This is a genomic window from Sneathiella marina (assembly GCF_023746535.1).
GTDB classification, from domain to species: Bacteria; Pseudomonadota; Alphaproteobacteria; order Sneathiellales; family Sneathiellaceae; genus Sneathiella; species Sneathiella marina.
In genome coordinates, this window is sequence record NZ_CP098747.1 from 3979432 (window position 1) to 3992900 (window position 13469).

At 48.5% G+C, this 13469-nt stretch carries 8 protein-coding genes; 1 reads left to right on the forward strand and 7 read right to left on the reverse strand.

What is annotated here, in order from left to right:
• The first annotated feature begins 11 nt into the window (after nt 1-11).
• On the forward strand, nt 12-326 hold the full coding sequence (locus NBZ79_RS19215; RefSeq protein ID WP_251934278.1) for a YbjQ family protein: 315 nt from the start codon (nt 12-14) through the stop codon (nt 324-326).
• A gap of 9 nt (nt 327-335) precedes the next feature.
• Here the strand turns inward: NBZ79_RS19215 and NBZ79_RS19220 are convergent, their stop codons facing one another.
• The 7 genes from NBZ79_RS19220 to NBZ79_RS19250 form a co-directional block, all read right to left on the reverse strand.
• Nucleotides 336-1688 (reverse strand): MFS transporter, encoded by a 1353-nt coding sequence (locus NBZ79_RS19220; protein WP_251934279.1) that lies wholly within the window; start codon nt 1686-1688, stop codon nt 336-338.
• A 93-nt stretch (nt 1689-1781) separates the two neighbouring features.
• Nucleotides 1782-6617 (reverse strand): NAD-glutamate dehydrogenase, encoded by a 4836-nt coding sequence (locus NBZ79_RS19225; protein ID WP_251934280.1) that lies wholly within the window; start codon nt 6615-6617, stop codon nt 1782-1784.
• A 536-nt stretch (nt 6618-7153) separates the two neighbouring features.
• Nucleotides 7154-8299, reverse strand: a complete 1146-nt coding sequence (locus NBZ79_RS19230; protein ID WP_251934281.1) for an alpha-amylase family protein — start codon at nt 8297-8299, stop codon at nt 7154-7156.
• Nucleotides 8300-8346: 47 nt separating this feature from the next.
• On the reverse strand, nt 8347-9132 hold the full coding sequence (locus tag NBZ79_RS19235) for a metallophosphoesterase (protein ID WP_251934282.1): 786 nt from the start codon (nt 9130-9132) through the stop codon (nt 8347-8349).
• 244 nt (nt 9133-9376) lie between these two features.
• The gene (locus NBZ79_RS19240) at nt 9377-9721 is read right to left on the reverse strand and encodes a hypothetical protein (protein WP_251934283.1); all 345 of its coding nucleotides are present in this window, start codon (nt 9719-9721) and stop codon (nt 9377-9379) included.
• A 218-nt stretch (nt 9722-9939) separates the two neighbouring features.
• Nucleotides 9940-11223 carry an HlyD family type I secretion periplasmic adaptor subunit gene (locus NBZ79_RS19245; protein ID WP_251934284.1) on the reverse strand — a complete coding sequence of 428 codons (1284 nt, stop codon included), beginning with the start codon at nt 11221-11223 and terminating at the stop codon, nt 9940-9942.
• Entirely contained in the window at nt 11220-13328 is a 2109-nt protein-coding gene (locus tag NBZ79_RS19250; protein ID WP_251934285.1) for a type I secretion system permease/ATPase, read from the reverse strand. Before NBZ79_RS19250 ends, NBZ79_RS19245 begins: the two co-directional genes overlap by 4 nt.
• Nucleotides 13329-13469: the final 141 nt, after the last annotated feature.

Sequence of the window (13469 nt, forward strand, 5' to 3'; positions counted from 1 at the left end):
GGAGCGCGCGAATGATTATTACAACAACAGGATCCGTTGAAGGAAAAACGATCACGGCTTATCATGGCGTTGTTGCTGGTGAAGCGGTTATGGGCACCAATTTCGTTCGCGATTTTTTCGCCAAAGTAACCGACAAGATCGGCGGCAGGTCCGATGCCTATCAAAAGGAAATCAAGAATGCCAGAGGCCATGCCCTCGAAGATATTCAAGAAGAAGCGGAGGAATTGGGCGCGAACGCCATTGTTGGTGTCAGTGTTGATGTTGAGGTAATAGGCGACAGCATGCTTATGGTCGTTGTTTCGGGAACAGCCGTCTCCGTCTCCTGATCCCAAGTTTTAATGTTCAGGCTCGCGGACAAAGCTCATCAAGGCGGCACCGATCAGCAGCAGAATAAAAATCACAATCATTGCCGGCCGCTGCTGTCCAGTTGCCGTCGTCACAATGCCGATTGTCAACGGTGCAACAAAAGCGGTTGCCTTGCCGGAAAGAGCAAACAGGCCAAAGAATTCCCCGACCTTATCTGGTGGAGAGAGGCGCGCAATCAATGTCCGGCTGGCGGCCTGCGCCGGGCCGAAAAACAGTCCCATAATAAAGGCAAAGCCCATAAAGACCATTTCTGCCGGGCTTGCAAACAAACCACCGCCTTCAACGGGCATAGCTGCCGGAAGGCCGAACAAAACCTGGCCATGACTGATGGACAACACGCCAATGGAGGCAAATGACAATCCTAAAACCGAAATGACGATTGTCGGCTTGGACCCGATCTTGTCATCCAGCCAGCCACCGACAAAGCAGCCGCCGATGGCAAAGATAATTATCAAGATGCCGAAAATGCCAAGCTGGGTCGTTTCCCAACCGAACAGGCCTGCCGCATAAATGCCGGAAAACCCGATCAATGCTAAAATGCCATCGTTGTAAAACATCCGGGCAATCAGGAAAAACACAATATTCTTGTAATTTCCCAACGTTCGCAGAGTGCTCGCCAGCGAAGTAAGCCCCTGCTTGATGGCCACCCTCTTGGAGATACCTGTTGGTTTTGTATCCGGGGTAAATAACAGCATCGGGATAATGAAAACCAGCAGCCAAACCGCCGCCATCGGCCCGGTGATCCGGTCAGGCTCATGTGTCGCCTTATCCAATCCGAACAAAGGCTCTGCCGGCATGGAGAAGCCAAGGAGAACTATAAACAAGGCAATAAGCCCGCCAATATATCCAAGCCCCCAACCGAAACCGCTCAAACGTCCCATTTTCGACTGGGGCACCAAATTGGGCAACATGGCATTATTGAAGACCAGACTAAATTCAACACCGATTGTGCCAATTACGATCGCAATAAGGATCCAGATGATCCCGCTTTGCTGCCCTGGAACCGCCCACCACAAAGCAAAGGCGCCGACGGCGCACATGATCGAGAAAAAAACAATCCAGGGTTTCCGGGCCCCTCCGGCGTCGGCGATAGAGCCAAAAACCGGGCTGAGAAGGGCAATTAGAATTCCGGCCGCGGCTTGCGTATAGCCCCAGTAAGCTTGACCTTGCGCAGGGGTTGAGGCCACAAAGGAGGTAAAATACGGCGCAAAGATAAAGGTTGTCACAACCGTGAAATAGGGCTGATTGGCCCAGTCGAACATGGCCCACGAAAATTTTCCGAGGCGGCTCGCTTCCGGCTCTCCTGTCCGACTTTCCCCCATGATCCCCTCCTTGACTGGATACGCAGTCCCGTCAAGCTACGCCATTGTCACAGCTTATTCAATCTTGATCAGGTGTGCGAAACAATCTTACCCCTAACTGATCATGGACCGGAACTGACGGTTAGCATAGGCCAATTTGGAAACATCCAGAACGCCCATGGTTTTAAACTCCTTGATCAGCTCCGAAGACCGTTTGATTGGCGTTTGATGCTGTTTTACCCAATGTTCAAATGCTTGCCGCCCGGCATGACCGTTGGATCCGACGAAAACAGAGTTCGTAAGCGCCCGTTGCTGGCCATAAAGATCATCGATTATCGCCGCAATGGCAAGTCGGTCCCAGTTGGTTTCAGGTTCAATTCCTTCGGCCGCCGACCGCAACCAATCCAGATTAAGCTCGGCTCCAACGGCAAAATAGACTTCTCCCACTTCCGTAATGGGTCGCGTGTTGCTGTTGCCCACTTGAACAACATCCAGCGACGATCTCAATGGACCCAGTGCGGCCATACGGCGGGCAAGATCTTCGGGAACACCCGCTGAAATCAGCTGATCGGACCGGTCGACGAACAGATTGCGTCCCTCGTCACTCAACAAGCCTTCCAGGCCACGTTCAAGTTTCCGCATATCTGCAGATAACAGTTTAACCTCTGCGGCAATGTCAACGCTGCTGGACAACCGGCGGAGACACCAAAGTGTCGCCCGGCGTGCCAGTTTCTGCGTTACATCAATCATCCGTCCCTGGATATCGCTCGAGATTTTATTGTCCTGCGCCTCAATACCTGCCCATAGACTATTCAAGTCAAACACATCGCAAACCAGGGCAAACGCACGGGCAACTTCTTCCGGACGGCTTCCCGTTTCTTCCACCATCTGCATGACAAAAGTCGGGCCAGCGCGATTGACCAACTGGTTGACAATGATTGTTGTGATAATTTCCCGGCGCAGTCTATGGCTCGAGATAAAGGGCGCATATTTCTTACGAAGCTGTGGCGGGAAATATTCCGTCAACCAGCTGTCATAATAGGTATCGTCCGGTAGTTTCGTTTCCAGAATATCAATATATAACGTCATTTTGGCATAAGCCAGCAGCACCGACATTTCCGGCCGGCTTAAGCCGCGCCCGGTGGCCTGCCGATCAGCCAGCTCTTCATCATCGGGAAGAAATTCCACATGCCTGTTAAGGCGGTCCTTTTTCTCCAGACCGATCATAAAGCGGACATTTTCGGAAAAGTTATTCAGGCCTTGCCGCTCAGATGTGGTTAGCGCCTGGGTTTGCAAATAGTTGTCCTGCAAAACGTGATCAGCAACATCATCGGTCATCTCGACCAGTATCCGGTCCCGCTGTTTACCAGTCATCTCCCCGTCATCGAGTACGGCGCGCAGCAGAACTTTGATATTTACTTCATGGTCGGAGCAATCCACACCGGCTGAGTTATCGATGGCATCCGTATTCAGGCGGCCACCGCTTTCTGCATATTCAATTCGGCCGAGCTGTGTAACTCCCAAATTACCGCCTTCACCAATAACTTTCGCCCGAACCTCACTCCCGTTAACGCGGATGGCGTCATTCGCCCGATCCCCGGCATCACCGTTACTTTCATCCGCAGACTTAATATATGTGCCAATACCACCGAACCAGAGAAGATCGACCTTGGATTTAAGAATGGCAACCATCAATTCGTTTGGCGGCACTTCCGCTTTCTTGATATCCAGAAGTTTTTTAATTTCCGGCGAAAGTTTGATAATTTTCGCTTTACGATCAAATATACCGCCACCCTTGGAAATCAATTTCTCATTATAATCTTCCCAGGAAGATCGGGGTAATTTGAACATGCGTTCGCGTTCGGCAAAACTTTTTGCCGCGTCCGGCCGCGGATCAATAAAAATGTTTCGATGGTCAAAAGCCGCGACCAGCTTGATATGCTTGGACAGCAGCATGCCATTGCCGAACACATCACCGGACATATCGCCGATACCGGCGACTGTAAAATCCTTTGCCTGGATATCATGACCGACTTCGCGGAAATGCCGTTTAACGGATTCCCATGCACCGCGGGCGGTAATGGCCATCTTCTTGTGATCATACCCCGCGGCACCGCCAGAGGCGAACGCATCGCCAAGCCAGAAGCCATAGGAAATTGCGACTTCATTGGCAATATCGGAAAATGTTGCCGTACCCTTGTCTGCCGCCACGACGAGATAGGGATCGTCTGCGTCATGCCGGACCACATTTTCCGGCGGGACAACCTCACCACCGACATAATTATCCGTTACATCCAACAGTCCGGATATGAAGGTCTTGTAGCAGGCAATACCTTCAGCCTGCACCTCTTCACGAGTGCCGCCACTTGGCAGCCTTTTGGGGACAAATCCGCCTTTTGACCCCACGGGAACAATAACCGTATTCTTGACCATTTGTGCTTTCATCAAGCCCAGGACTTCTGTCCTGAAATCTTCTCGGCGATCGGACCAGCGCAACCCGCCACGCGCAACTTTGCCGCCCCGTAAATGGACACCTTCAACGCGCGGGCTATAGACGAAGATTTCCACATGCGGTCGGGGGAGTGGTAAATCGTCGAGTTTCTGACTGTCTAATTTGAAAGAGAAATATGATTTGTCCGTGTTTCTGGCATCTTTCTGATACACGTTTGTCCGCAATGTATTGATAATCAAATTGACGAAGCGCCTCAGAATACGATCATCGTCGAGGCTGGCCACATGGTCAAGCTCATCCCAGATATGCTTAAGGATACGCGATACACTCTCGGTCCGGTCTTCGGGAAATGACGGATCGAAGCGGGCTTGAAATAGCTCAACCAATCGTTTTGAAATATTGGCATTTTCCGACAGGGTATTCGACATATATGACTGGCTGAACGTGATGCCGGCTTGCCGCAGATACTTTGCATATGCCCGCAGAACAACAACATTTGACCAGGCTAATCCGGCACGCATAACCAACCGGTTAAAGCCGTCACTTTCCATTTTCCCTTTCCAGACACGCTCGAAAGTTTCTTCAAATTTTTTCTTCAGAATATGGAGTTCGAGCGCTTGCCCGCCTGGTTCTACAAGTTCGAAATCGTGAATCCAGATCGCCTCTTCCTTTCCCCCGATCGAGACAAAATACGGATTTTCCGACAATACCTTAAGCCCCATATTCTCCATCATCGGCAGACAGTCCGACAGGGAAAGCGGCTCTCCGGGGCTATAGACTTTAAACCTGACCTTATTGTCCGGATCATCAATCCATCGGTACAGGTTTAGCTCGACGTCCTTGGTTTTTCGAACACGCTCGGTCTTTTCGATGTCATGCAGTGACAGTTCTGCATTGAACCGCTCCTTATAGGCAACCGGGAAGGCATCTCCGTACTGGGCCTTCATGCGAAGACCCTTTTCCTCTCCCCATTTATCCAGTAACGCATCATAAAGATCGTCAGACCATTCTCTTGCAGCGGCAACCAGTCGCCGCTCCAGATCCACAACATCCACTTCCGGCTTATGCTTGCTTTTCAGCGCGATGATATAATGAATGCGGGCCAGCGCATCGTCCCCAACCAGCGCATAATGTGAGGACAGGGTGCCGTTATGGACATCTGCCAGTATATCCGCAAATTTCTTGCGAAGTTCCGTATTGAATTTTTCCCGTGGTACATATACCAGCACGGAAACAAAGCGCTCAAACCGGTCCCGCCGGATCAAGGCGCTAATTCGCGGTCGCTCCTGCAGGGTAAGGATTTTTGAGGATGTCTTGAATAGATCATCGACAGAAATCTGAAATAATTCATCGCGTGGGTACGTCTCCAGAATATGGGCCAGCGCTTTTTCGTCATGACTGCTTTTCGCCAGCCCGGCTTTTTCCAGAGTTTGCTTTACCTTGCGGCGCAAATACGGAATATCACTGGGAATGCGGTTATAGGCAGCGGAGGTAAACAGCCCGGTAAAACGATACTCACCGATAACCTCGCCTTTCTTATTGAATTTTTTAACGCCAACATAATCCAGGTGAACGGCACGATGAACCGTAGAGCGGATATTGGCCTTGGTAACAATGATCAATTCGCGACGACGCAGAAAATCCCTTACTTCCGGTGTCATTTCCCGGTTTCCCGTCATTATGCGACGGGTTGGATCACGTAATATCCCCAAACCGGAATCCTTGACGATATCCCAACTGTCTTTTCGACCCTTTGCCGCCTCTCCAAATTCAAATTCTCTATAGCCGAGAAATGTAAAATGATTGTCTGACATCCAGTTTAACAGCGCGCGCGCTTCATCCACTTCCTCTTTTTCCAAAGGCGGTGGATTATCTGTCAGGCTTTTGATGATATGGTCGACTTTGCCCAGAATAGGCTTCCAATCCTCAACTGCCAGCCGGACATCCGACAATGTATTTTTAAGTTCATGCTCAATATCCGAAAGGACTTTTGGATCTGATTGTTCATCAATTTCCAAATGCATGATACTTTCGCGCTGACTTTTCTGACGAGCTGTCGGTGGCGTGTCAAAGATGCGGTTGCGCTTCCCTTTTTCGTCCCGCTCCACATTTAGAACGGGATGAATAACCAAATGAACGGTCAACCCTCTACGGCTCAAAGTTGACGTAATACTATCCACCAAAAACGGCATATCATCGTTGGCAATCTCAATGACAGAATGGGATGTTTTCCAGCCATGTTCTTCCAGGTTTGGACTGAAAGCCCGTAATTTTGCCTTTCCGGGAGGGCGCTTTTCAGAAAATTTATACAGGGATAATGCTGATCCATAGAGATGCTCCGCCGAGACCTCGAGAATATCCTCAGGAGAGAGGCGTTCATAGTAGTGGCGCACAAATACCTGCACGTCATCGGCTTTTTTCTTGTCCAGCCGATCTGCTACCATAGATAGAACTTCTTCAATTTTCTCGGTCTTTAACTCTTCTGCTTTCGTTACCATTTCGACGTTTCCCAGCACATATATAAGATCATGTTTCCGTCACGCATTTTAAGAAACTTTAATTAAATTATCCTTTAAGGAATAAAATGCAATGAAAAATACTTTGTAAAAAGTCACGTTTTATCAATGCGTTAAATATCCTCTGCCTAAATTATATGCAGAGGAAAGATTTACGATACAAATTGCCGTGATAGGAGGGAGAGAAGAAAGGCGCAGGCTAAGATTGCCATGGCCTTAAATCAAGAGAGCAGCCGTTCTGAACTTGAACATAAGAGAATTATTTTGTTGTAGCGCGCTAAAAATAACAAACGTTTGATTGTAGCTATCCAAGGCGGGCCGGGTCGTCTTTTTCTCTCGTTTTTGAGGATGGCTTTTGCGGAAACAGAGGCAAGGACTTTATGCTTACCGGTATCCGGTCAACAAGCAGATGAAAATTTTACGCAATCTTCGGCAATCGCAGAAAGAGTATTGGATTTTGACGTCCCGCCTAGCAAATACTGATTTAGTTCCCTCTAAATCGGTTTCGGACAGTAAGGTCACCGGCAGTTCGGAACATCCTTCTTAAGCTGATATAAATGCACTGCATAGGGATCGAATGTATCTTGGAAGATTTTATTTTTCAGGGAAACAGATCTGCTTTCATCAAAAACCGTAAAATTCTGGTCAATAATATTATGTTTCACGTGAAACGTTGCCTCCACGGTCAATCGGCTCTTCGATCCCGCAAAAATATAAAGATTGCATCGGTCCTGCTTGACCAATGCGGTCACCGCCGGAACCTTGCCCGCTTCCTCGACACTCACCGCATTCCTTATTTGAGCGCTGTTGAGCACCGGAGCAAGAGAAGTGATGCGTCGGTTGATATCCTTCACTGCCGCACTCAGGTCCTTATGTTGCAATAACCCCGCTTCGACAAATCTCGGTTTAAACTGATGCACGAAGTAAATGATCCCTTGGGCACCGTGGATAATACTTAGCCAAACCTGTCGCCGAACCTCATCGCCAGTGGGCAGGATATCAGGGTTATTTATACGGCTGGCTCCAATAACGCTCCAGATCGGCTTGCGCCCATCTGTCCAACGGATGAGGCGGTCCACACCCTTGGGAACCATATCCAGCCGACCTGAAATTTCAGGGCTTTGATGTGTGACCGGATAAATATCGAAGCTGACAATGTCTCCTGCCTTCACATATTCAAGATAGTCTTCCGGATGATTTGTTCTGACCCCACGGCCAAACCATTGATCCCAGGAAACCCCCTGTCCCAAAATGAGCATCACCGGTCGGCTAGGATCCAGGTTTCGAATATGTTGATAGTATTTGATCACTTCTTTGGGAGGGATTGGCAGCCCGTGTTTTTTTGTTCCCGGAATTGGCTGTGCGTTGTCCGGCTCATCCTGCATCAACCAACCAGCAATGATAGTGTTGTTGATACTGTTGAGACCAACCTCATTTACCTTCGTCATGACTGGCATCTTGGCTTTCTTGAGGCGAGCCAGCTGTTGTTCCGTCGGCCCTTTCCATAACCCGACATAAAGATTTATGCCTAGTTTCTGGTAGCGCTCTACGTTTTCCGGATCCTGAAGCACAACTGCCAATGGGAAAAAATCATCTTGTTCGAATATACTTTTCGGAAAGTTGCTGAGCTCTGCACTCTCGCTGCCCGCTGGCAGATGAAACATGAAGGCGAATATCACTATCGGTAAAACAAAAACGCGCCTTATCAACATCACAGTATTTTTTTGCTGTTTCCGTAAAGCACAAGACAAGTCAGGTCATTCGAATAAAACGCACCGGTGTCAATTCCAATTCGATTATCCCTGAACTCTGGCTGGGCGGAAATACTATGACCGTGAACAATCACTTTTTCATATAAGCCGTCATGGGTCAGAAATTCACTTCTGATCCATAATAAGTCACGCTCCGACTGCTCTGCAAGAACGCGCTTTGGATTTATCCCCGCATGGGTGAAAAAGAAATCTCCCAACGAATAATGACCGGTAAGGCCGTAGAGGAACTTTTTATGGCTCGGGGACAATGCCATCTCGAGCTCTGCCGACTTTGCGACCAAATCCGCCTCTGTCAGGTCGTCCAATGAAACATCTATTCCATAGCTTCTCAATGTAGCATCGCCGCCATAATGCAGCCATCGCTTACCCTTAACCGGGTTCTCCAGAAATCCTCTCATGGAGGCTTCATGGTTGCCGTCCAATGTCACGATATTGAATTCGGGGAGATCGAGATCAATGAGAGTCTGAATAACTTCCTTGCTCATCTTGCCTCGATCCACATAGTCACCGAGAAAGACAATATGTCGCTTTTGATAATCCGGAACATATTCGTGAGTCGTAATGCGTTCAATTACCGAGAGAAGCAAGTCATTCCGCCCATGAATATCGCCAATAACAAATGCTAATTCATCCGCAGGCATGCGGGCATCCGCCAGCGGAATAGTTTCGCCTTGGGCTTTGTGTGTCAGCTTCGACACCATGGTTGAAATTCGCGGCAGCGCCATAACGCAGTGACCTTAAAGTAGGAGTGACCTGATAACATTCGGGCTCATTAATCTAATCCAAGCCCGACTTTAGCACATTAACCAATATTTTTTTTATCTTCTGAGGCAAAAAAAATGGTAGCCCAGAAGGCCACCATTTTATATGTATTTAAAAATTTACTTCTCAAAAAAACTTGAACCTCCGCCAATAAATCGGCTTTGCTTCACTAAAAATTTGCTTTGTAAAATTCAGATATCCTTAAATTCAATCCTTAACCAAGAAACTCTTTTTTCGCTTGCGACCCATCCAGCCAATTGCTGCAAGGGCAAAGCCAAACAATATCAGCGCGGGAGAAAACGGGATCTTGCCTGTGCTTAAGTCATCTGCCATGTTACTAAACACGCCTTTTGTACCTGCGCTATCGACAGCTTTTACCATCGGCGCCTGTGCGACCTCGGAATACTCGGTCATATTAAGTTGTGTCTGCACAGCAGGGTTGGCTGCATCAGGTGTTTGAGCTGCCCCTGTTGACAGCGGAGCTGCGCTGACAGAACCCATATGCAACATCGTTGTCAAAATCACGACCTGGCATGATAGTCTAAATTTCAAGGTGGCAACTCCTATGTCCATGCAAAAACGATGGTTTCTCTGTTATTCTGTCTCTATGTTGATTACAGAATTAGGACATCTTGAAAGAACCTGCATCCCTCATTTGGGGGATGAGGGAGAAGATTATTCAAACTTTTGATGAAAAAGAGGTGCTAATTCTTGACAAATTACTGCGCGATATAACATTCCCTACGATTATTTTGAAGGAAATGGACCATTTACTCTTCCCTTAACGCTCTATTAAAGCTCAGGATTATTGGGTCAACAAAATAGTCAAGTGCAGTGCGTTCGCCGGTCGTAATCATAACGTCAGCCTGCATGCCGGGACGCAATTGTGTAACCTCGATATTCGCGTTTTTAAGGTTGTCAATTTTTACCCTGGCAAGATAATGATAGGTACCCGTTCTTTCGTCTTCCAGGCTATCGGCGGAGACGCTTATCACCGTCCCCTCCGCCGGTAAGGAGACGCGTTGATTGAAGGCTGGAAACCGGATCTGCGCCGGTGAGCCAATAAAGACAGAATCAATATCCCCAGTACTAACTTTGGCTTCCACGATCAGCGTCACGTCATCCGGAACAATATCCAGCACAGTTGCGCCTGGCGCAATCACACCGCCTGAAGTATGGACTTGCAAATCCACAACATAGCCGGCCGTAGGTGCCCTGATATCCGTTCTGCTCAACACATCTTCCGACGCGCGGGATTGTTCTTCCAGATCAAATAACTCTGCCTGAATTTCCCGCAACTCGCCGACGACTTCGTCGATCAAACTATTTTGCAGTTCATTTATTTGCAGTTTTACTTCACCGATGGCTTGCCGCGACTGGGCAATTTTCGATAAATTCTGACTGCGGTTTCCGCGTAGTTCCGCAAGATTGCGTTGCAATGCGCGAAGACGTGGACGCTTTGCCAGGTTTTTTTTCACCAGGCTATCGACATCCTTGATTTCCTCGCTAATGAGCTTTATCTGCCGATCCGACGCAAAGACCTGTCCGCCCAATCCCTTTATTTCTTCGTCCAGTTGGGCAATTTTTTGCTCAAGAATTGTTATTTGCCCCAATCTGCTTTTGCGGCGAGATTCAAAAATATTCTGCTGACCCTGCATCACTTCCTGTACGTTGGGCTCCGATTTTCTCTCCTCAAGCCATTCGGAGAAAAGAATTTTATCGAGACCATCGCGTTCTGCTTCCAACCTGGATTTTTGCGCTAGCGCAACAGTCCTGCGCCCCCGCACAATCTCCATGGACGCTTTCGATTGAATTTCATCAAGAATAATCAGAATTTGACCTTCCTCGACGAATTCACCATCCTTGACTTTAATTTCAGAGACAATTCCGCCCTCAAGATGTTGAATGGACTTGCGGTTGCCTTCAACGCTCACAGTGCCTTGCGCTATGGCAGCACTGCCCAAAGGCGCAAAGGCGGCCCAGCCCATAAAAGCGCCAAAAAATATTAGAATAACGACTAAACCGAATATTATCGGCCCACGCACATCCATCATCTCTTAAGGTCCTCCAGGTAGCTCAAGGCACCCTTTTGATCCCCTTTTACAAACATTGCATATATTCTCGATATCTCTGCATCGCTAAGCGGGTGTGTTGTCAGCGATTGAATTTTCGTTTTGATTTTGTCACTCGGTCCCATTGTCAAAACTGCGGCTTTCCTCTTAATTTTCGCAGGCGCCCCATTGAGTTGCAAATTCCCCGGCTGCAAAGGCTTAACAGAGATTTCCGTACCATTGGCGGGGGCGGGGGTTCGGGCGCATTTTACGCCATTTTGCTTTGGCTTCTCTGCCGGTTCCGAATAATGTTTAGGTTTCACTGTCTCATGTACAAAGGGTTTAGGTGAAACAATACCCTGCCGGTCCACATCCTCTCTCTCCTGTCGAGCGGTGAAGCTCTGCTGAGTTCTTGGCGCAGGCAGAGATTTTTGCGGGCCTTGTAATTTCATCATGACGTCATCCCGCCCGCCGAAGTCCTGAAGCATGCCATCTTTCAAAACAAGGATTTTGTCCACATGCTTAAGAATATTGGGCCGATGAGCAATAACGATAATTGTCATTCCTTCGGCGCGCAGGTTTTCCATCGCGCTCATCAAGGCACTTTCGCCAACACTGTCAAGATTTGCGTTTGGCTCGTCCAATACCAAAAGACTTGGATCACCGAAAAGGGCACGGGCAAGGGCTATACGCTGACGCTGGCCGCCGGAAAGAGCAGCACCACCTTCGCCGATTTCAGTCTCATACCCCTTTTCCATCCGCAGAACCATTTCATGGATACCCGCTTTTTTGGCGGCAGCAATGACATCTGCGGGATCGCCTTCGCTCATTCTGGCGATGTTTTCACGAATTGTGCCGGAAAACAGTTCGATATCCTGAGGCAGATAACCAATATGCTTTCCGCGATCATCAGCCCCCCACTCCGCCACATCCATTTCATCCAAGCGGGCAAATCCAATTCTCGACTTTAAATTTCCAACTAGAATTCGGACCAGCGTCGTTTTCCCTGCAGCGGTTGGACCGATAATTCCAAGAATTTCCCCGGGATTAATTTTGAAATTGATATTTCGAAGGATAGGCTCCGTTGTGTTTTTATGTGTGTAGCTCAACCCTTCAACCGAGATACTGCCTTTCGGTTTGGGCAAGGGCATCGCAGTTTCACGAACGGCACTTTCATCAAGTTCCTTCTTTAGCCGGCTATACGCCGCCCGCGCGGACAGGAAGCCCTTCCAAGAACCAATTGCCTGTTCAACCGGCGCCAAAGCACGGCCCATTATGATCGAGCCTGCAATCATTGATCCGGGACTCATTTCAGCCTGAATCACAAGCCAGGCGCCTGCTCCTGTGACACCAATTTGCAACATGACGCGGACTAGTTTGGACGCCGCAGCGAACATGCCACCACGATCGCTGGCGGAAGCTTGCATCGCAAGAGCATCTGCATGCCGGTCATTCCAGCGTTGAATAAGTTGCGGCATCATACCCATTGCCTCAACTACATCGGCATTGCGAGACGCCGTTTCCGCTTGCTTCATGGCGACCATGGACTGACCACCGGACATATTCAGGAGTTTGCGCGTCGCCCGCTCATTGGCAATGGCAATCGCCAACAATACAATTGCGCCAATAACGGAAATCCATCCCAAGAGTGGATGTAATAGAAACATAACGCCCAAAAAGATCGGGGCAAAAGGAGCATCCAATATGGGGAAAACATTCGGGCCGGTCAAAAATGACCGAAAATTCCCGAGATCGCGTAGCGCCTGAACACTGGCATCTTTACCGGATGTCAAGGTCGATACAATGCTCGCCGTGAGAGCCGCACCGCCTATTTGCTGATCCAGCCAACTACTTATTCGGACAAGAACAAATGTACGCGCCCCTTCAAGAAGCGACATAGTCAGCAAGGCAAATCCGGCGATCAACATCAACAGTATCAACGTATCTGTATTGCGGCTGGTAATAACGCGATCAAAGACCTGCATCATGAACAGCGGTGCTGTCAACATGAGCATGTTTATTGCCAATCCAAAAACGGCAATCACAATAAAAACCCGTGAACATTTGTCGAGAGTCTCTTTAAGCAGCGGGTTTTTGTTGTTACTCACTCTTTCCCCGATTTTCAAAATTTGTATTCATCGTAAATCATACCGATTTTAGCCATTTTTGCCAATGCCCAATCAAGAAGAAACACTACAAATAAAACGCTGCCAAATCGTTAATTTGCAGTGGCAGATCGTCATTTTTGG